The organism is Pseudomonas persica (assembly GCF_900291015.1).
Taxonomy (GTDB): Bacteria; Pseudomonadota; Gammaproteobacteria; order Pseudomonadales; family Pseudomonadaceae; genus Aquipseudomonas.
The window spans coordinates 25048-44259 of the sequence record NZ_OLKL01000037.1 but is presented as its reverse complement, the minus strand read 5'-3'; the positions used below and the strand labels follow the sequence as shown (position 1 = coordinate 44259).

The 19212-nt window shown below is 66.0% G+C and carries 16 protein-coding genes; 14 read left to right on the top strand and 2 right to left on the bottom strand.

Features of this window, described 5'->3' with window-relative positions:
* Positions 1 to 33 precede the first annotated feature (33 nt).
* The 9 genes from FQ664_RS17885 to FQ664_RS17845 all read left to right on the top strand — a co-directional run bounded on the left by FQ664_RS17885 (position 34) and on the right by FQ664_RS17845 (position 12131).
* The gene (locus FQ664_RS17885; protein ID WP_144173779.1) at positions 34 to 1440 is read left to right on the top strand and encodes an amino acid permease; all 1407 of its coding nucleotides are present in this window, start codon (positions 34 to 36) and stop codon (positions 1438 to 1440) included.
* A 338-nt stretch (positions 1441 to 1778) separates the two neighbouring features.
* Positions 1779 to 2570, top strand: coding sequence for an enoyl-CoA hydratase/isomerase family protein (locus FQ664_RS17880; protein ID WP_144173778.1), 792 nt, complete (start codon positions 1779 to 1781; stop codon positions 2568 to 2570).
* A gap of 33 nt (positions 2571 to 2603) precedes the next feature.
* Positions 2604 to 3764, top strand: a complete 1161-nt coding sequence (locus tag FQ664_RS17875; RefSeq protein WP_144173776.1) for an acyl-CoA dehydrogenase family protein — start codon at positions 2604 to 2606, stop codon at positions 3762 to 3764.
* A 17-nt stretch (positions 3765 to 3781) separates the two neighbouring features.
* The gene (locus FQ664_RS17870) at positions 3782 to 5899 is read left to right on the top strand and encodes an acetate--CoA ligase family protein (RefSeq protein WP_144173774.1); all 2118 of its coding nucleotides are present in this window, start codon (positions 3782 to 3784) and stop codon (positions 5897 to 5899) included.
* Positions 5892 to 7499 carry a 5-guanidino-2-oxopentanoate decarboxylase gene (locus tag FQ664_RS17865; RefSeq protein WP_144173772.1) on the top strand — a complete coding sequence of 536 codons (1608 nt, stop codon included), beginning with the start codon at positions 5892 to 5894 and terminating at the stop codon, positions 7497 to 7499. Before FQ664_RS17870 ends, FQ664_RS17865 begins: the two co-directional genes overlap by 8 nt.
* Positions 7500 to 7533: 34 nt before the next feature.
* Complete coding sequence (gene alr, locus FQ664_RS17860) at positions 7534 to 8763, top strand: alanine racemase (protein WP_144173770.1); 1230 nt, start codon at positions 7534 to 7536, stop codon at positions 8761 to 8763.
* A 24-nt stretch (positions 8764 to 8787) separates the two neighbouring features.
* On the top strand, positions 8788 to 9978 hold the full coding sequence (locus FQ664_RS17855) for a pyridoxal phosphate-dependent aminotransferase (protein WP_144173769.1): 1191 nt from the start codon (positions 8788 to 8790) through the stop codon (positions 9976 to 9978).
* Entirely contained in the window at positions 9971 to 11386 is a 1416-nt protein-coding gene (locus FQ664_RS17850; RefSeq protein ID WP_144173767.1) for an aldehyde dehydrogenase family protein, read from the top strand. The genes FQ664_RS17855 and FQ664_RS17850 overlap by 8 nt, the downstream gene beginning before the upstream one ends.
* Positions 11387 to 11429: 43 nt before the next feature.
* Positions 11430 to 12131, top strand: a complete 702-nt coding sequence (locus FQ664_RS17845; RefSeq protein WP_144173765.1) for an NAD(P)H-dependent oxidoreductase — start codon at positions 11430 to 11432, stop codon at positions 12129 to 12131.
* 412 nt (positions 12132 to 12543) lie between these two features.
* On the opposite strand, the gene FQ664_RS17835 is transcribed toward FQ664_RS17845, so the two are convergent.
* Together FQ664_RS17835 and catR are read right to left on the bottom strand one after the other, a co-directional pair.
* Positions 12544 to 13878, bottom strand: coding sequence for a D-serine ammonia-lyase (locus FQ664_RS17835; protein ID WP_144173761.1), 1335 nt, complete (start codon positions 13876 to 13878; stop codon positions 12544 to 12546).
* Positions 13875 to 14753: an HTH-type transcriptional regulator CatR gene (gene catR, locus FQ664_RS17830; protein WP_144173759.1), complete on the bottom strand. Its 879-nt coding sequence runs from the start codon at positions 14751 to 14753 to the stop codon at positions 13875 to 13877. Before catR ends, FQ664_RS17835 begins: the two co-directional genes overlap by 4 nt.
* A 135-nt stretch (positions 14754 to 14888) precedes the next feature.
* Between catR and FQ664_RS17825 the strand changes: the two genes are divergently transcribed.
* The 5 genes from FQ664_RS17825 to FQ664_RS17800 all read left to right on the top strand — a co-directional run bounded on the left by FQ664_RS17825 (position 14889) and on the right by FQ664_RS17800 (position 19207).
* On the top strand, positions 14889 to 16010 hold the full coding sequence (locus FQ664_RS17825; RefSeq protein ID WP_144173757.1) for a muconate cycloisomerase family protein: 1122 nt from the start codon (positions 14889 to 14891) through the stop codon (positions 16008 to 16010).
* Between the two features lie 162 nt (positions 16011 to 16172).
* Positions 16173 to 16463 carry a muconolactone Delta-isomerase gene (gene catC, locus FQ664_RS17815; protein WP_144173755.1) on the top strand — a complete coding sequence of 97 codons (291 nt, stop codon included), beginning with the start codon at positions 16173 to 16175 and terminating at the stop codon, positions 16461 to 16463.
* A gap of 43 nt (positions 16464 to 16506) precedes the next feature.
* Entirely contained in the window at positions 16507 to 17442 is a 936-nt protein-coding gene (gene catA / locus FQ664_RS17810; protein ID WP_144173754.1) for a catechol 1,2-dioxygenase, read from the top strand.
* 163 nt (positions 17443 to 17605) lie between these two features.
* Positions 17606 to 18100, top strand: coding sequence for a GNAT family N-acetyltransferase (locus FQ664_RS17805; RefSeq protein ID WP_144173753.1), 495 nt, complete (start codon positions 17606 to 17608; stop codon positions 18098 to 18100).
* Between the two features lie 228 nt (positions 18101 to 18328).
* Entirely contained in the window at positions 18329 to 19207 is an 879-nt protein-coding gene (locus FQ664_RS17800) for a DMT family transporter (protein WP_144173752.1), read from the top strand.
* The last annotated feature ends 5 nt before the right edge of the window (positions 19208 to 19212 follow it).

Genomic DNA, 19212 nt, shown 5'->3' with positions numbered 1-19212 from the left:
GGCCAGGCACCGGCTGCAAAGGCGAGGTGCGCCATGACTGACAACCGCGAAAAGATCCAGCTCACCCGCGCGCTGAAAAGCCGGCACATCTTCATGCTGTCGCTGGGCGGGGTGATCGGCACCGGGCTGTTCATGGGCTCGGGCGTGACCATCAACCAGGGCGGCCCGGTCGGCGCGATTCTGGCCTACCTGGTCGCGGGTTTGCTGATGTACCTGGTGATGGTCTGCCTGGGTGAGCTGTCGGTGCAGATGCCGGTGTCCGGCTCGTTCCAGGCCCACGCCACCAAGTTCATCGGCCCGGCCACCGGCTTCATGATCGGCTGGGTGTACTGGATGAGCTGGGCCACCACCGTGGGCCTGGAGTTCACCGCCGCCGGCATGCTGATGACCCGCTGGTTCCCCGAGGTGCCGATCTGGTACTGGTCGGCGCTGTTCGTGGTCGTGCTGTTCGGCCTCAATGCCCTGGCTACCCGTGCCTTCGGTGAGGCGGAGTACTGGTTCTCGGGAATCAAGGTGGCGACCATTCTCGGCTTCATCATCATCGGCCTGCTGGTGATCTTCGGCGCCATCCCGCTGAGCAGCGGGGCGCCGGCACCGATGCTGGACAACCTGCTGGGCGAGGCGCTGTTCCCCCATGGCCTGTCGGCGGTGTTCGCGGTGATGATGACCGTGGTCTATGCCTTCCAGGGCTGCGAAATCATGGGGGTAGCGGCCGGCGAAACCGAGCACCCGGAGAAGAGCATCCCACGGGCCGTGCGCAACGTGGTGTTCCGTGTGCTGATCTTCTACGTGCTGGCGATTGCCGTGCTCTCGGCCATCGTGCCGTACCAGCAGGCCGGGCTGATGGAAAGCCCGTTCGTGCAGGTGTTCGACATGGTCGGCATTCCCTTCGCCGCCGACCTGATGAACTTCGTCATCCTTACCGCCATCCTCTCGGTGGGCAACTCCGGGCTGTATGCCTCCACGCGCATCCTCTGGGCCATGTCGAAGAGCGGCATGGCGCCGAAAAGCCTGTCGCCGCTGAGCAAGCGTGGCGTGCCGTTGCGGGCGCTGAGCATCACCCTGTGCTTTGCGCTGATCTCGCTGATGACCAGCTTCGTGGCAGCCGACACGCTGTTCATGGTGTTGATGGCGGTGAGCGGCATGTCTGGCACGGTGACCTGGATCGTCATCGCCCTGGCGCAGTACCGCTTCCGCAAGGTCTATCTGCGTGACGGTGGGCAACTGCAGGACTTGAAGTACAAGGCGCCGCTGTACCCGCTGGTGCCGCTGCTGTGCATCACCCTGTGCAGTTCGCTGTTCGTGTTCCTGGCGCTGGATGAAACCCAGCGGCCGTCGTTGTACTGGGGCTTTGGCTTCATTGCCCTGTGCTATGCGGCGTACTTCTTCGTCAACCGCCGTCGGCAGGGGGCTTTCGAGCCGAGCGCGCCAGGAGTCTGAGGTTTCAATCTCGGGGCTGCTACGCAGCCCATCGCGACGCAAGGCCACTCCCACAGGTAGCGCGCAGACCTGAAGACTGCGAATGACTTGTGGGAGCGGCCTTGTGTCGCGATGGGGCGCAAAGCGGCCCCGGCAATCCGTCAGTTGTACAAAGTTGTAACAACCACCTCCTATCTCAACCTTGACCAAGCAAATAAGGCTAATAAAAACAACGACATATATCGTCCTCAAGAGTTGTTACAGCCCTATCCGCGCCCAATTGCCACCTTGTTGAACACTCGTTTAGTATCTCCCTCATCAAGCCCTCCCAAAACCATCACAACAACACCGAGGCCCCCATGACCACCCCGTCGTCACTGCTGAGCAAGGTCGAAGCCGGCGTTGCCTGGATCACCCTCAACCGCCCCGAGCAGCGCAACGCGCTGGACATCCCCACCCTCAAGCAACTGCACGCCCTGCTGGAAGCCTGCAACAGCGACCCGGCCGTGCGCGTGGTGGTGCTGACTGGCAGCGGCCGCAGCTTCTGCGCCGGTGCCGACCTGGCCGAATGGGCTGCGGCCGAAGCCCAGGGCACCCTGGAAAGCTACGGCTGGACCGAAACCGCCCACGCCTTGATGTTGCGCCTGCACAGCCTCGACAAGCCCACCATCGCCGCTATCAACGGTACTGCCGTGGGCGCTGGCATGGACCTCAGCCTGTGCTGCGACCTGCGTATCGCCGCGGCCTCGGCACGTTTCAAGGCCGGCTACACCAGCATGGGCTACAGCCCCGACGCCGGCGCCAGCTGGCACCTGCCGCGGCTGATCGGCAGCGAGCAGGCCACGCGCCTGTTGTTCCTCGATGAGCTGTGGGGGGCCGAACGTGCCCTGGCGGCCGGGATGGTCAGCGAAGTCTGCGCCGACGAGCAACTGCCCGCCGTGGCCGCCGAGCTGGCCGGGCGCCTGGCCAACGGCCCGACCTTCGCCTACGCGCAGACCAAGCGGCTGATCCGCGACGGCGCCCGGCGCACCCTGGCCGAGCAGCTGGAAGCCGAGCGTCAGGCCGGCCTGCTGTGCGGCCGTAGCCAGGACGGTGCCGAGGCGCTGCAAGCCTCGGTGCAACGCCGCGCCCCCCGTTTCACCGGGCAGTAACCCGATAACCGACCCTCACCAGGACCTTCGCAGATGAATTTCCAACTGACTCAAGAACAAGAAATGTTGGTGGAAGCGGTACGCAGCTTTGTCGCCAAGGAGCTGCTGCCCCATGAGGAGGCGGTAGACCGCGCCGACGCCGTGTCGCCCGAGTTGGCTGCGCAGATCCGCGGCAAGGCTATCGCCGCCGGGTTCCATGCCTTCAACATGCCCGAGGAGGTCGGCGGTGGTGGCCTGGACTACCTGTCCCAGGCGCTGATCGAGCGTGAGTTGTCCAAGGTGTCCTGGGCCCTGCACGTGTTCGTCGCGCGGCCGTCGAAAATCCTCATGGCCTGCAAGGAGGAGCAGGTCAACGACTACCTGTTGCCGTGCGTGCAGGGCGAGAAGATCGACTGCTTCGCCCTCACCGAACCAGGTGCCGGTTCCGATGCCAACGCCATCAAGACCCGCGCCGTGCGCCAGGGTGACGACTTCGTCATCAACGGCAGCAAGCACTTCATCAGCCACGCCGGCCACGCCGATTTCGCCATCGTCTTCGCCGTTACCGACACCTACGAGCACAACGGGCGCAAGCGCAATGCGGTAACCGCCTTGCTGGTCGACCGCGGCACGCCGGGCATGACCATCCGCCGTGGCCCCAAGTGCGTGAGCAATCGTGGTTACCACACCTACGAGCTGTTCTTCGACGACTGCCGGGTACCGGCCAGCAAGGTGCTGGGTGAGGTCGGCAAGGGCTGGGAGGTGGCCAACGCCTGGCTCACCGCCGGCCGGGTGATGGTCGCCGCCAACTGCGTGGGCCAGGCCCAGCGCGCCCTCGACCTGTCGTTGCAATGGGCCGCCGACCGCAAGCAGTTCGGCCAGGCCATCGGCAGCTACCAGGGCGTGTCGTTCAAGCTGGCCGACATGGCCACGCAGATTCGCGCTGCGGAAATGCTCACCCTGCATACCGCCTGGAAGATGGACCAGGGCAGCATGACTGACGGCGAGGCCGGCATGGCCAAGCTGTTCGCCAGTGAGGTGCTGGGCAAGGTCGCTGATGAAGCCGTGCAGATCTTCGGCGGCATGGGCCTGATGGACGAAGGGCCGGTCGAGCGCATCTGGCGCAACGCACGCATCGAGCGCATCTGGGAAGGCACCTCGGAGATCCAGCGGCACATCATCGCCCGCGAACTGCTGCGCCCGCTGCTGCGCTGAGCGCCAGGAGAACACCCATGTCGCATTCGATTCGTGACAACCTCAAGCGCCTGCTGGCGCCCCGGCACCTGGCCTTCATCGGCGGGCGCAGCATGGCGCGGGCGCTCAAGCGCTGCGCCGAAGGTGGCTTTGGCGGCGAGCTGTGGCTGGTCAACCCGCAGCATGACAGCCTCGAAGGCATCCCCTGCGTGGCACGGGTGGCCGACTTGCCGTATGCCCCGGACGCGGTGTTCATCGCCACCAACCGTGAGCTGACCTTGCAGTGCGTTGCCGAGTTGGCCGCACGCGGCGCCGGTGGCGCCATCTGCTATGCCTCGGGCTTTGCCGAAAGCGGCGAGGAAGGCCGCCAGCTGCAGCAGCGCCTGCTCGCTGCCGCCGGCAACATGGCCTTGCTAGGCCCCAACTGCTACGGCCTGCTCGACTACCTGCACGGCGCTGCCCTGTGGCCGGTGGCCCATGGTGGCCAGCAGGTGGAGAAGGGCGTGGCGATCCTCACCCAGAGCGGCAATTTCGCCTACAACCTGTCGATGAGCGAGCGCTCGCTGCCGGTGGCCTACATGGCCTCGGTCGGCAACCAGGCACAACTGGGCGTGGCCGAGCTGATGGACGTACTGCTCGACGACCCACGGGTAACCGCGATCGGCCTGCACCTGGAGGGCCTGAAGAACGTGCCAGGCTTCGCCCGCGCTGCCTGCAAGGCGTTGCAGCAGGGTACGCCGGTCATTGCGCTGAAGACTGGCGTGTCGCAGATCGGTGCCGAACTGGCGCTCAGCCACACCAGCTCGCTGTCCGGCTCCGACGCCTTGTACGACAGCCTGTTCCAGCGCCTGGGCGTGATCCGCGTCAGTGGCCCGGTGAGCTTCGTCGAAACCCTCAAGGCCGCTGCCTGTGGGCGCTTGCCGGTGAATGGCGAGCTGCTCGCCCTGGCCTGTTCCGGTGGTGATGCCGGCTTGATCGCCGACTATGCCGAGCGTAACCAATTGAGCCTGCCGAAGCTCGAACAAGGGCAGGTGGCGGCACTGGCCGAAGTGCTGCCGGCCTATGCCAACCTGGTCAACCCGCTGGATTTCACCACTGCCATCTGGGGTGATGCAGCGGCCCTGCAACGTATGCTCGACAGCACCCTGAGCGGCGCCGCCGACGCGGCCATGCTGGTGCTGGACTACCCGGCGGCGTTCTCCGGCGAACGCAAGGAATGCGACCTGCTGCTGGCGCTGTACTGCGATGCGCTGGAACGCCACGGCAAGATCGGCTTCGTCACTTCGGCGTTCCCGGAACTGTTGCCCGCCTGCGCGCGTGAGCGCTTGCACGCGCGTGGCATCGCCGCCCTGCAGGGTGTGGAAGATGGCCTGGCAGCCTGGGGCCGCATCGTCGCCTACCAGCGCAACCGCCAGCGGCTGCTGGAGCAGGGCGAGGCCGCGCGGGTGCCGCTGTGCCCACAGGCGCTCCCAGGCGAGAGCCGCCTGCTGGACGAATGGCAATCCAAGCAAGCCCTGCGTGCCTTCGGCCTGCCGGTACCAGCCGGGGTGCTGAGCACCCCCGAGCGCGCCGTGGCAGACGCCACCCGCGTCGGCTACCCGCTGGTAGTGAAGGCGCTCAGCGCGCAACTGCCGCACAAGACCGAAGCCGGAGCGGTGGCGCTGAACCTGCGCGATGCCGCTGCCCTCGAGGTCGCGCTGGTGCAGATGCGCCAGCGCATCACCGCCTACGCCCCACAGGTAGCGTTCGACCAGGTGCTGCTCGAACCCATGGCCGAGCCGCCGCTGGCTGAACTGATCGTCGGCATCAAGCGCGAGCCGGACTTCGCCCTGGCCCTGGTGATCGGTGCCGGTGGCGTGCTGGTCGAGCTGCTCAAGGACAGCGTCAGCCTGTTGCTGCCGACCACCGACAGCGCCATCCGTGCCGCGCTGCTCAGCCTGCGCAGCGCCAGCCTGCTGCAAGGCTTTCGTGGCCGCCCGGCCGCCGATCTGGACGCCTTGGTTGCGGCTATCCGCGCGGTGGCCGACTACGCCTGCGAAAACGCCGGGCAACTGCTGGAACTGGATGTGAACCCATTGATGGTCGGTGCCCATGGCACCACTGCGGTCGACGCGCTGATCCGCCTCGGTCAGGCGCAAGGAGAACGACATGAATAAGCACCACCAGACTGCCGGTCAGGCGTTGGTGCGCCTGCTGGCCAACTACGGCGTGGAAACGGTATTCGGCATCCCCGGCGTGCACACCCTGGAGCTGTACCGTGGCCTGCCGGGCAGCGGCATCCGCCATGTACTGACCCGCCATGAGCAGGGCGCCGGCTTCATGGCCGACGGCTATGCCCGGGTAAGTGGCAAACCGGGGGTATGCTTCGTCATCACCGGCCCGGGCGTGACCAATGCCGCCACTGCCATCGGCCAGGCCTATGCCGACTCCATCCCGATGCTGGTGATTTCCAGCGTCAACCACACTGCCAGCCTGGGCAAGGGCTGGGGCTGCCTGCACGAAACCCAGGACCAGCGCGCCATGACCGCGCCGATTACCGCGTTCTCCGCCGTGGCCCTGCGCGGTGACGACCTGCCCGAACTGATCGCCCGCGCCTGGGCCGTGTTCGACAGCGAACGGCCGCGCCCGGTGCACATCTCGGTGCCGCTGGACGTACTGGCCGCGCCGGTCAGCTGTGACTGGAGCGATGAGGTGGTGCGCCGCCCCGGGCGTGGCCAGCCGTGCCGCGACACCCTCGACCTGGCCGCCGTGAAGCTGGCCGCCGCCAAGCGCCCGATGATCATTGCCGGCGGTGGGGCACTGCACGCGGCCGAGCAGCTGCAGCAACTGAGCACCCGGCTGGCAGCCCCACTGTTCACCAGCGTGGCCGGCAAGGGCCTGCTGCCAGCGGACGCGCCACTGAATGCCGGCGCCAGCCTGTGCGTCGAGCCCGGCTGGCAGCTGATCAGCCAGGCCGACGTGGTGCTGGCCGTGGGTACCGAAATGGCCGATACCGACTTCTGGCGCGAGCGCCTGCCGATCACTGGCCAGCTGCTGCGTGTCGACATCGACCCGCGCAAGTTCAACGACTTCTACCCCTGTGCCATTGCCCTGCACGGCGATGCCCGGCAGACCCTGGCCGGCCTGCTCGAACACCTGCCAGCGCTGCACCGTGACCCGACCCAGGCCAGCGAAGCCGTGGCCAACCTGCGCCTGGCCATTCGCAGCGGGCATGCGCCGCTGCAGGCCGTGCACCAGGCAATCCTCGACCGCATTGCCGCCGTGCTGCCCGACGATGCCTTCATCAGCAGCGACATGACCCAGCTGGCCTACACCGGCAACTACGCCTTCGCCAGCCGGGCGCCGCGCAGCTGGCTGCACCCGACCGGTTACGGCACCCTCGGCTACGGCCTGCCGGCCGGCATCGGCGGCATGTTCGCCAGCGATCACCGCCCAGGCCTGGTGCTGGTAGGCGACGGCGGCTTCCTCTACACCGCCCAGGAACTGGCCACGGCGGTCGAGGAACTGGACCGACCGCTGGTCGTGCTGTTGTGGAACAATGACGCCCTTGGCCAGATCCGCGACGACATGCTCGGGCTGGATATCGAGCCGGTCGGCGTACTGCCGCGCAACCCGGATTTCATCGGTCTGGCCCGTGCCTTCGGTTGCACCGTGCGCCAGCCGCGTGACCTGGACGCGCTGCAGGCCGATCTGGCCAGCGGTTTCGCCACCCCCGGCGTCACCTTTATCGAACTTAAACATACCTGCGTCTGCTAAGCCGCAGACACCACGAACAACAAGAGAAATCACCATGCCATTTCGCCGTACCCTTCTGGCTGCATCCTTGGCTCTGCTGATCACTGGCCAGGCCCCGCTGTACGCCGCACCGCCTCTGTCGATGGACAACGGCACCACGGCCCTGACCGTGCAGAACAGCAACGCCTGGGTCGAAATCAGTGCCGGCGCGCTGCAACACAACATCCGTACCTTGCAGGCCGAACTGGGCGGCAAGTCCAAGCTGTGCGCCGTGCTCAAGGCCGATGCTTATGGCCACGGTATCGGCCTGGTGATGCCGTCGATCATCGCCCAAGGCGTGCCCTGCGTGGCGGTGGCCAGCAATGAGGAGGCCCGCGTGGTCCGCGCCAGCGGCTTCACCGGGCAACTGGTGCGGGTACGCCTGGCCAGCCTCGGCGAAGTGGAAGAGGCCTTGCAGTACGACATGGAAGAACTGGTCGGCAGCGCCGAGTTCGCCCGCCAGCTCGATGCCATCGCTGAACGCCATGGCAAGACCCTGCGCATCCATCTGGCGCTCAATTCCAGCGGCATGAGCCGCAACGGCGTGGAAATGAGCACCTGGTCCGGCCGTGGCGAAGCGCTGCAGGTCACCGACCAGAAGCACCTCAAGCTGGTCGCGCTGATGACCCACTTCGCCGTGGAAGACAAGGACGATGTGCGTAAAGGCCTGGCAGCGTTCAACGAGCAGACCGACTGGCTGATCAAGCATGCGAAACTTGATCGCAGCAAGCTCACCCTGCACGCCGCCAACTCCTTCGCTACGCTGGAAGTGCCGGAAGCGCGCCTGGACATGGTGCGCACCGGCGGCGCGCTGTTCGGCGACACCGTGCCGACGCGCACCGAATACCAACGTGTCATGCAGTTCAAGTCGCACGTGGCGGCGGTGCACAGCTACCCGGCAGGCAACACTGTCGGCTACGACCGCACCTTCACCCTGGCGCGTGATTCGCGCCTGGCCAACATCACCGTCGGCTACTCCGATGGCTACCGCCGGGTGTTCACCAACAAGGGCCATGTGCTGATCAACGGCCACCGTGTGCCGGTGGTGGGCAAGGTGTCGATGAACACCTTGATGGTCGATGTCACCGACTTCCCCGATGTGAAGGGTGGCAACGAAGTGGTGCTGTTCGGCAAACAGGCCGGGGCTGAAATCACCCAGGCCGAGATGGAAGAAATCAACGGCGCGCTGCTCGCCGACCTGTACACCGTATGGGGCAGTTCCAACCCGAAGATTCTCGTCGACTGAAACCGCCAATGAAGGGAGATTGCCATGCGCTACGCCAAGCTCACTCAACGCATCGCCGGCGACGGGGCTGCCGCCTGGGACATCCATTACCGCGCCCTGGCGCTGCAGGCCGAGGGCAAGGATATCCTGCTGCTGTCGGTGGGTGACCCGGACTTCGACACCCCTGCGCCGATCGTCGAGGCGGCCATCGGCAGCCTGCGTGCGGGCCACACCCATTACGCCGATGTACGCGGCAAGCTGGCGCTGCGCCAGGCCATTGCCAACCGCCACCGGCAGCGCAGCGGCCAGGCCGTCGATGCCGACCAGGTGACGGTGCTGGCGGGGGCCCAGTGTGCGCTGTACTGCGTAGCCCAGTGCGTGCTCGATCCGGGTGACGAGGTGATTGTCGCCGAACCCATGTACGTGACCTACGAGGCGGTGTTCGGTGCTTGTGGTGCCAAGGTGGTACCGGTGCCGGTCAAGCCGGAGAACGGCTTTCGCGTGTGCCCGCGTGACGTGGCCGCGCGCATCACCCCGCGCACCCGCGCCCTGGCCCTGAACAGCCCGCACAACCCCTCGGGGGCGAGCCTGCCGCGTGCCAGCTGGGAAGCGCTGGCCGAACTGTGCGTCGCGCACGATTTGTGGCTGATCTCCGACGAGGTGTACAGCGAGCTGCTGTACGACGGTGAGCATGTCAGCCCCGGCAGCCTGCCGGGCATGGCCGAGCGCACCGCCACCCTCAACAGTCTGTCGAAGTCGCATGCCATGACCGGCTGGCGGGTGGGCTGGGTGGTCGGTTCGACCGAGCTGGCCACCCATCTGGAAAACCTCGCCCTGTGCATGCTGTATGGCTCGCCGGACTTCATCCAGGACGCCGCCGTGGTCGCACTGGAGCAGCAGCTGCCCGAGCTCGACAGCATGCGCGCGGCCTATCGCCAGCGCCGCGACCTGGTGTGCGAGCAGTTGGCCGGCTGCCCGGGCATCAAGGTGCTCAAGCCCGATGGCGGTATGTTCGTGATGGTCGACATCCGCGAGACCGGCCTCAGTGCCCAAGCCTTCGCCAACCACCTGCTCGAAAGCCAGGGCGTGTCGGTGCTCGCCGGCGAAGCCTTCGGCCCCAGCGCTGCCGGGCATATCCGCCTGGGCCTGGTACAGGGTAACGAGGCCTTGGCCGACGCTTGCCAGCGCATCGCCCGCTGCGCCGCCGCACTGATGCCGGGGCAGGCCCATGCGTGAGTATGCGCGGCTGTACATCGACGGCGCCTGGCAGGTACCGAGCGGGCAGGGTATGGCCGAGGTGATCGACCCGGCCAGCGAACAGGCCATCGGCCGCGTGCCGCTGGGCGCCGAGGCCGATGTCGAGCGGGCGGTGATGGCCGCGCGGCGGGCCTTTGAGGGCTGGTCACGTACGCCGTCCCGTGTACGTGCCGGGTACATAACGGCGTTGGCCGCACAGCTGAAATGCCGCGCGGCGGACATGGCCTCGGTCATCACCGACGAGCTGGGCATGCCGGTGCAGTGGTGCCAGGCGGTGCAGGTCGAGGGCCCGATCGCCGGGCTGGAGCAGTACGCCGAACTGGCCGGGCTGATGGATGAGGTGCGCGAAGTCGGTAACTCGCTGGTGTACCGCGAGGCCGTTGGTGTGTGCGCGTTCATCAATCCGTGGAACTACCCGCTGCACCAGATGATTGGCAAGCTGGCGCCGGCCCTGGCCGCCGGTTGCACGGTGGTGGTCAAGCCCAGCCAGGAAACGCCGCTGCATGCCTTCATGCTGGCCGAGATGATCGATGCCATCGGCCTGCCGGCCGGGGTGTTCAACCTGGTCAGCGGGCCGGGGGCCAAGGTCGGCGAGGCCCTGGCCCGGCACCCGCAGGTGGACATGGTGTCATTCACCGGCTCCACCGGCGCCGGGGTACGCGTGGCCCAGGCGGCTGCGCCGACGGTGAAGCGGGTGTGCCTGGAGCTGGGCGGCAAATCGCCGCTGCTGATCACCGCCGACGCCGACCTGCACGCGGCGGTGCGCCATGGCGTACAGGATGTGATGATCAACTCGGGGCAGACCTGCACGGCCCTGACCCGCATGCTGCTGCCGGCCAGCCGCTATGCCGAGGCGCTGGAGATCGCCGAGGCCGAAACCCGTGCGCTGGTCATGGGTGACCCGCGTGACCCGGCCAGCTTCCTCGGGCCGATGTGTTCGGCAGGGCAGCGGCGCACCGTGCTCGACTACATTCGCCTGGGGCAGGAGGAGGGCGCGCGCCTGCTGTGCGGCGGCGACACGCCAGCCGGCTTCGAGCGCGGCTTTTACGTGGCGCCGACGTTGTTCGCTGATGTCGACAACCGCATGCGCATCGCCCAGGAGGAAATCTTCGGCCCGGTGCTGTGCCTGATTCCCTATGCCGATGAGGCCCAGGCGTTGGCCCTGGCCAATGATTCGCCGTTCGGCCTGTCCAGCGCGGTGTGGGCCGGCAGCCGCGCGCATGGCCTGGCCCTGGCACGGCAGATTCGCGCCGGGCAGTGCTTCATCAACGGTGGCGGGTTCAACTACCAGGCACCGTTCGGTGGCTACAAACAGTCGGGCAACGGGCGCGAGTGGGGCGAGGAGGGCCTGGCGGAGTTCGTCGAGGTGAAAGCGGTGCAGTGCTGAGCCACAGCTGGAAGACAACCTGTTTTGTGTGAGGAGAATGTTTGTGAATGTACTGATCGTCCACGCTCACCCCGAGCCGCAATCGTTCACCGCTGCCCTGCGTGACCAGGCCGTGGAAAGCTTCCGCGCCCAGGGCCATCAGGTGCAGGTCAGCGACCTGTACGCCATGGGCTGGAACCCGGTGGCCAGTGCCGATGACTTCACCCAGCGCGAAAACCCCGAGTACCTGGTGTATGCCCTGGAGCAGCGCCAGGGGGTCAAGCGCGGCGCCATTGCCGCAGATATCCGGCAAGAGCTGGACAAGCTGCTGTGGGCCGACTTGCTGGTGCTGAACTTCCCGATCTTCTGGTTCTCGGCACCGGCCATGCTCAAGGGCTGGATCGACCGGGTGCTGGTGTCGGGGGTGTGCTATGGCGGCAAGCGCTTCTACGACCAGGGTGGCTTGGCGGGCAAGAAGGCGCTGGTGACCGTGACCCTGGGCGGGCGCGAGCACATGTTTGGCGACGGGGCCATTCATGGGCCGCTGGAGGACATGTTGCGGCCGATCTTGCGCGGCACGCTGGCCTATGTCGGGTTCGAGGTATTGCCACCGTTCGTGGCCTGGCATGTGCCGTACATCAGCGATGAAGCGCGGCAGGGCTTCCTGCAGCAGTACCGGCAGCGTCTGGAGCAGCTCTCGGACGACCAGCCACTGGTGTTCCCGCGCCTGGCGCAGTTCGATGAGGCGCTTTACCCGCTGGCGTGATTGACTGTTCTGGCCCGATCGCCGGTAAGCCAGCTCTCATAGAACTGCACATAACTCGTTGAATTAGCAGGGCCCCGGTGGGAGCGGCTTTAGCCGCGAACACCGGCGCAGCCGGTGCCATGCACCGCGTTGGATTCTTCGCGGCTAAAGCCGCAGGGTACGCGGAGCGCTTGCGAATTCAGTTCTCTATGCGACAGCGCAGCCCAAAGGGCTGGGCCATCTCCCACAGGGAAATTACAGGGCCTCAGGACTGTGGAGGGCCGGTGGGAGCTGGCTTGCCGGCGATGGGCCGCACAGCGGCCCCATTGATCTTGGCTGACTGGCATCAGGGTAAACCCACACAGGTACAGCGCTGCATTTGAGACATGCGCTGACCTGTGTGCGCTTGGGGCGCGTAGCGCCCCCAAAATCCTCAGCTTCTCCCTTTAGCCAGATAGGCCGCAAACTCCGCGTCCGGCACCATGCTGCCACCGGTCCCCCACACCAGATGCGTGGCCCGGTCCATGCGCTCGGCGGAAAGGCCCATGCGTGCCAGGTACTCAGGCGATTCAAGCACCTTGACCATGCCCGGCATCCCCGCCAGCGCCGAAGGTTCCAGGCGTGCATTCTCCTGGTCATGGGCCAGCACCAATAGCCGGTACAGCGTCTCGTCGCTGACCGTGTAATAGCCATCGAGCAAACGCTGCATCGCCTTGCCGACAAAACCGGAAGCGCGGCCCACTGCCAGGCCGTCGGCGGCGGTCAGGTTGTCGATGCCGAAATCCTGCACGCTGGTGGCGTCGTGCAAACCGCTATACACCCCCAGGAACATGCATGGCGAGTGGGTGGGCTCGGCGAAGAGGCAGTGCACATGGTCGCCCCAGATCAGCTTCAGGCCGAACGCCACGCCACCCGGGCCGCCGCCGACCCCGCAGGGCAGGTAGACGAACAACGGGTGTTCGGCATCCACCTTGATACCCGCGGCCTCGAACTGACCGGCCAACCGCTCGGCCGCCACGGCATAGCCGAGGAACAGGTGTGGCGAGTTCTCGTCGTCGACGAAATAACAGCTCGGGTCCGCCGCCGCCTGCTGGCGCCCTTGCGCCACCGCTACGCTGTAGTCGCTTGCGTACTCGACCACGCTCACGCCATGGGCGCGCAGCTTGTCCTTCTTCCACTGGCGGGCGTCGGCCGACATGTGCACGGTGGCCTGGAAACCCAGCCGGGCACTCATGATGCCGATCGACAGGCCGAGGTTGCCGGTCGAGCCGACTGCAACCTTGTACTGGCTGAAGAATTGCCGGGCCTGCTCGCTGGCCAGTACCCGGTAATCGCTGTCGAGGCTGATCAGGCCGGCCGCCAGGGCCAGGTCCTCGGCATGCTTGAGGACTTCATGGATACCGCCGCGGGCCTTGATCGAACCGGAGATCGGCAGCTCGCTGTCGGCCTTGAGCCAGAGCGAACCGCTGGCTGGCAGGCCTGCGGCCTGCAGCAAGCTGGCGTGCAGGGTGGGCAGCGGCCGCAGCGGTGACTCGATGATGCCGCCGGTGGCGGCGGTATCCGGGAACACGCAGGCCAGGTACGGGGCAAAGCGTGCCAGCCGGGCACTGGCGGCACTGACGTCGGCGGCGCTCAGGCCGACATCGGCCAGGGCCTGGGCGGCAGGGGCAATGCGCGGGTTGAACCAGCGGGTTTCGCGCAGGGCCACCAGGTCTGCGATCAGCGGGTGGGAGCTGTACCATGCTTGCAGTGTCTTGCCGTGAATCATGCTGGTTTTTCCTGTTGTGCAATCAATGTCAGGCAGCGCTGCACGATCGGGCTCACGTCGCCCTTGCGCCGGCTGAGGATGATCGGGCTGACGGCGCCACTATCAAGCAGGCCTACATATTCGATATCGGTGCGGTGCTGCTGCTGCACCGACGCCGGTACCAGGGTCACGCCCACGCCGACCGCCACCAGGCCAATGGCGGTCTGCAGTTCGTTGGCCCACTGGCTGACGCGGATGCTCATGCCGTGGTGGGCGAACAGCGCCAGCACATGGTCGGCATAGCTGGGCCTCGGGTTCGCCGGGTAGAGGATGAATGCCTCCCCAGCCAGTTGGGCAAGGGTAGGCGGGCTGCTTGCCAGCGGGTGGCCCTTGGGCAGCACGGCCACCAGCGGGTCTTCGCACAGCACTTGCTGGTGAATGGCCGGGTCGTCGATGCGAATGCGCCCGAAAGCGATGTCGATGCGTCCGCTTTTCAGTGCCTCTACCTGTTGCAGCGTGGTCATTTCGCTCAGGCCCAGCTCCAGCTCGCTGTCCTGGCGTAATTCGCGGATCAGCTCCGGCAGCACGGTGTACAGGGTAGATGGCGCGAAGCCGATGCCCAGCCACTGGCGCTGGCCCTGGCCGATGCGCCGGGTGTTGTCGCTGATGTTCTCCAGCTGCTGCAGCACGGTGCAGCTCTGCTCGTAGAAGAACCGACCGGCCTCGGTCAGCCGCAGCGGGCGTTCGCGCACCACCAGCAGGGTGCCGAGCTGGTCCTCCAGCTGGCTGATCTGTCGGCTCAGCGGTGGCTGGGCAATGTGCAACAGCTCGGCGGCGCGCGTGAAGTTCAGGGTTTCGGCCAGGACCTTGAAGTAACGCAGGTGGCGCAGCTCCATCAGACCTCCAGGGTATGGTGGGAGATTCATTCGATATTGGACGGCTATCAGGGTCTCGCGCAATCTTTGCACAAGCAAGTAAATGCACCACTCGGGCCTGCGGTTGGCAGCTCGATATAACGGGACCTGGCAAGAATGACAAGCGCGCTGATTGAACGTATCGAGGCAATTATCGTCGACCTGCCGACCATTCGCCCGCACAAGCTGGCGATGCACACCATGCAGCAGCAGACCCTGGTGGTATTGCGTGTTCGCTGCAGCGATGGCGTGGAAGGCATCGGCGAGGCGACCACCATCGGCGGCCTGGCCTATGGCTACGAAAGCCCCGAGGGCATCAAGGCGAATATCGATGCGCACCTGGCGCCGGCGCTGATCGGCCAGCCGGCAGACAACATCAACGCCGCCATGCTCAAGCTGGACAAGCTGGCCAAGGGCAACACCTTTGCCAAGTCGGGTATCGAAAGTGCCTTGCTCGACGCCCAGGGCAAGCGCCTGGGCCTGCCGGTCAGTGAACTGCTGGGCGGCCGCGTGCGCGACAGCCTGGAAGTGGCCTGGACCTTGGCCAGCGGCGACACCGCGCGTGATATCGCCGAAGCCCAGCACATGCTGGAAATCCGACGTCACCGAGTGTTCAAGCTGAAGATCGGCGCCAACCCGGTGGAGCAGGACCTCAAGCACGTCGTGGCGATCAAGCGCGAACTGGGCGAAAGCGCCAGCGTGCGCGTCGACGTCAACCAGTACTGGGACGAGTCCCAGGCCTTGCGCGCCTGCCAGGTACTCGGTGACAGCGGCATCGACCTGATCGAACAACCGATTTCGCGCATCAACCGCGGCGGCCAGGTGCGCCTGAACCAGCGCAGCCCGGCGCCGATCATGGCCGACGAGTCGATCGAAAGCGTCGAGGATGCCTTCAGCCTGGCCGCCGACGGCGCGGCCAGCATCTTTGCCCTGAAAATTGCCAAGAACGGCGGCCCCCGCGCCGTATTGCGCACCGCGCAAATTGCCGAGGCTGCCGGCATCGCCTTGTATGGCGGGACCATGCTCGAAGGCTCGATCGGCACCCTGGCCTCGGCTCATGCCTTCCTGACCCTGCGCCAGCTCACCTGGGGCACCGAGCTGTTCGGGCCGCTACTGCTGACCGAAGAAATCGTCAACGAGCCGCCGCAGTATCGCGACTTCCAGCTGCACATTCCCCGCACCCCAGGCCTGGGCCTGACCCTGGACGAACAGCATCTGGCGCGCTTCGCCCGCCGTTGAGTCACGCTGGCTGAAAGAACACACAACCCCTGTGGGAGCGGCTTTAGCCGCGAAGCAGACGACGCGGTGGATGGCACGGGCTTCGCCCGTGTTCGCGGGTAAACCCGCTCCCACAGTGACCCTGCCAGATAAACGATCCAGTCATATGCAAGGAGACCTCCCATGCTGTTCCACGTGAAGATGACCGTGAAACTGCCGGTCGACATGGACCCGGCCAAGGCCGCCCGGCTCAAGGCCGACGAAAAGCAGCTGGCCCAGCGCCTGCAGCGCGAAGGCACCTGGCGCCACCTGTGGCGCATTGCCGGGCACTACGCCAACTACAGCGTGTTCGATGTGCCCAGCGTCGAGGCGCTGCACGACACCCTGATGCAGTTGCCGCTGTTCCCGTACATGGACATCGAGGTCAACGGCCTGTGCCGGCACCCCTCGTCGATCCACAGCGACGACCGTTGAGTCGCACCTGTCTACCTGACAAGAACAAGATGAGGTAAGCACGATGACCGTGAAAATTTCCCATACTGCCGATGTTCAGGCGTTCTTCAAGGAAGTGGCCGGCCTGGGTCATGCCGAAGGCAACCCACGCTTCAAGCAGATCATCCTGCGTGTGCTGCAGGACACTGCACGCCTGGTCGAAGACCTGGAAATCAGCGAGGACGAGTTCTGGCATGCCGTCGACTACCTCAATCGCCTGGGTGGCCGTAACGAAGCCGGCCTGTTGGCAGCGGGCCTGGGTATCGAGCACTTCCTCGACCTGCTGCAGGACGCCAAGGACGCCGCGGCCGGGCTGAGCGGCGGTACCCCGCGCACCATCGAAGGCCCGCTGTATGTGGCGGGGGCGCCGCTGGCGCAAGGCGAAGCGCGCATGGACGACGGCAGCGACCCGGGCGTGGTGATGTTCCTCCAGGGCCAGGTGTTCGATGCCGACGGCAAGCCGTTGGCCGGTGCCACGGTCGACCTGTGGCACGCCAACACCCAAGGCACCTATTCGTACTTCGACTCGAGCCAGTCCGAGTACAACCTGCGCCGGCGCATCATCACCGATGCCGAAGGGCGCTACCGCGCGCGTTCCATCGTGCCGTCGGGGTACGGCTGCGATCCGCAGGGGCCAACCCAGGAGTGCCTGGACCTGCTCGGCCGCCACGGCCAGCGCCCTGCGCACGTGCACTTCTTCATCTCGGCGCCGGGGCACCGCCACCTGACCACGCAGATAAACTTTGCCGGCGACCAATACCTGTGGGATGACTTTGCCTATGCCACCCGTGACGGGCTGATCGGCGAGCTGCGCTTTGTCGAGGATGCCGCGGCGGCGCGTGACCGCGGCGTACAGGGCGAGCGCTTTGCCGAGCTGGCGTTCGACTTTCACCTGCAGGCGGCCAAGGCGCCAGACGCCGAGGCGCGCAGTCACCGCCCGCGCGCATTGCAAAACAGCTGAGCCCTGAAGGGATACCTGTGGGAGCGGGCGTGCCCGCTCCCACAGGGTCCCTTGCCAATCAACGACTGGTTTTTGCCTGGGCCTTTCCGTGCGGGGAGGGCCCGGGCTTTTTACTGCCCGGGGCTGGTGATCTAGAATCCGCCTTTTTCCCGAGCCCACCACCATGCCGCCTATCGAACTGCTGGCAACCACCGCCGACCAGGCCCCGCTGATTCGCAACCTCTACCAGTTCTACGCCTACGAATCCTCCGACTGGGAGCAGGAAGACGTCGAAGTGGACGGCCGCTTCTATATCCATGACGAGCACCTGCAACGTTACTGGCTGGCCGGTGGCTGGGGCGCGTACCTGGTGCTGGCAGACGGCTTCATTGCCGGCTTCGTGCTGGTTGAACGCAGCGAGCTGCCGGGCATCGACGCGCTCGAGCTGGCCGATCTGTTCATCCTTAAAAAGTACCGCCGTCAGGGCATCGGCCGGGCGGTGGCGTTGCAGTTGCTGGGCGGCGCGGGCGACTGGCTGTTGCGTTGTTACGCACAGGACGCACCTGCTGTAGCCTTCTGCAATGCCGTGTTGGCCGAGCTGTCGCGCCCGGTGCAGGCAATCGCCCTGGATGACGAACCGGGCTTGCTCAATTTCCTGGTGACTGGCGCCCGCCATTGAGGGATTGCCAGCCTTCGTGCGCCCTTTGAAGGGGGCCTTTGTGAGCTGCGCGCGGCGTGGAAAGTGGTCGATCAGCGAACAGAAATTGCAGTTGGCCTGCACAAGCGGCGATTGAACTTCCTTATTCTTCGGCATCTCTTCTAGAATCCGAGCTGTTGCATCCGCCGGGCAACGCCTGCGCGGCCTTCCTTGGGCGCCGCATCCAGCCGCGCCGTCATCGAGAGTGCCATGAGTTCCAGCACACCGCTGTCCGGAGTCAACCAACCCCTGCGCGGCATCGCCCTGGTGGTGGTGGCGACGTTCCTGTTCGCCAGCCACGATGCCCTGTCCAAGTTCCTCGGCGGTCTGTACCCGATCATCATGGTGGTGTGGGCGCGGTATGTGGTGCACACGCTGCTGATGGCTGGCATCTTCCTGCCCAAGGCCGGCCTCAATGTGCTGCGTACCCGCCGGCCGTTGTTGCAGACGTTACGTGCCTTGAGCCTGCTGAGTACCAGCCTGCTGTTCACCAGTGGCTTGCAGTACCTGCCGCTGGCCGAGGCCACGGCGGTCAACTTCCTTGCCCCGGTGCTGGTCACCGCGTTGTCGGCGCCGCTGCTGAAGGAGCGGGTGACGGTGGGGCAGTGGCTGGCGGTGGTGATGGGGTTCATCGGCGTGCTGGTGGTGGTGCACCCGGGCGGGGCGATGTTCACCCCGGCCATCCTGTATCCGTTCGGTTCGGCGCTGGGCTTCTGCTTCTATCAATTGTTGACGCGTATCCTGGCTGCGCATGACAGCCCGACCACCAGCAACTTCTATGCGGGGTTGTGCAACACCCTGGCGATGAGTGCGCTGGTGCCGTTCTTCTGGGAGATGCCGCGCTGGGACCATGCGCTGCTGATGCTGGCGCTGGGCGGCTTTGGCATGACGGCGCACCTGCTGCTGACCCAGGCCTTCCGCCATGCGGCACCGGCGTTGCTGGCACCGTTCAGCTATTGCCAGATCGTGTTTGCCGGGTTGCTTGGGTTGGTCGTCTACAGCCAGGTGCCGGATACCCTGAGCCTGGTGGGTATTTCGGTGATCTGCCTGAGTGGGCTGGGGGCGGCGTGGATGCAGCGGGGCAAGTGACAACC

Bases quoted from the DNA above. Each gene is read 5' to 3' on its own strand.
- FQ664_RS17885 (WP_144173779.1), top strand. From the start codon at position 34: ATGACTGACAACCGCGAAAAGATCCAGCTCACCCGCGCGCTGAAAAGC.
- FQ664_RS17880 (WP_144173778.1), top strand. From the start codon at position 1,779: ATGACCACCCCGTCGTCACTGCTGAGCAAGGTCGAAGCCGGCGTTGCC.
- FQ664_RS17875 (WP_144173776.1), top strand. From the start codon at position 2,604: ATGAATTTCCAACTGACTCAAGAACAAGAAATGTTGGTGGAAGCGGTA.
- FQ664_RS17870 (WP_144173774.1), top strand. From the start codon at position 3,782: ATGTCGCATTCGATTCGTGACAACCTCAAGCGCCTGCTGGCGCCCCGG.
- FQ664_RS17865 (WP_144173772.1), top strand. From the start codon at position 5,892: ATGAATAAGCACCACCAGACTGCCGGTCAGGCGTTGGTGCGCCTGCTG.
- alr (WP_144173770.1), top strand. From the start codon at position 7,534: ATGCCATTTCGCCGTACCCTTCTGGCTGCATCCTTGGCTCTGCTGATC.
- FQ664_RS17855 (WP_144173769.1), top strand. From the start codon at position 8,788: ATGCGCTACGCCAAGCTCACTCAACGCATCGCCGGCGACGGGGCTGCC.
- FQ664_RS17850 (WP_144173767.1), top strand. From the start codon at position 9,971: ATGCGTGAGTATGCGCGGCTGTACATCGACGGCGCCTGGCAGGTACCG.
- FQ664_RS17835 (WP_144173761.1), bottom strand. From the start codon at position 13,878: ATGATTCACGGCAAGACACTGCAAGCATGGTACAGCTCCCACCCGCTG.
- catR (WP_144173759.1), bottom strand. From the start codon at position 14,753: ATGGAGCTGCGCCACCTGCGTTACTTCAAGGTCCTGGCCGAAACCCTG.
- FQ664_RS17825 (WP_144173757.1), top strand. From the start codon at position 14,889: ATGACAAGCGCGCTGATTGAACGTATCGAGGCAATTATCGTCGACCTG.
- catC (WP_144173755.1), top strand. From the start codon at position 16,173: ATGCTGTTCCACGTGAAGATGACCGTGAAACTGCCGGTCGACATGGAC.
- catA (WP_144173754.1), top strand. From the start codon at position 16,507: ATGACCGTGAAAATTTCCCATACTGCCGATGTTCAGGCGTTCTTCAAG.
- FQ664_RS17805 (WP_144173753.1), top strand. From the start codon at position 17,606: ATGCCGCCTATCGAACTGCTGGCAACCACCGCCGACCAGGCCCCGCTG.
- FQ664_RS17800 (WP_144173752.1), top strand. From the start codon at position 18,329: ATGAGTTCCAGCACACCGCTGTCCGGAGTCAACCAACCCCTGCGCGGC.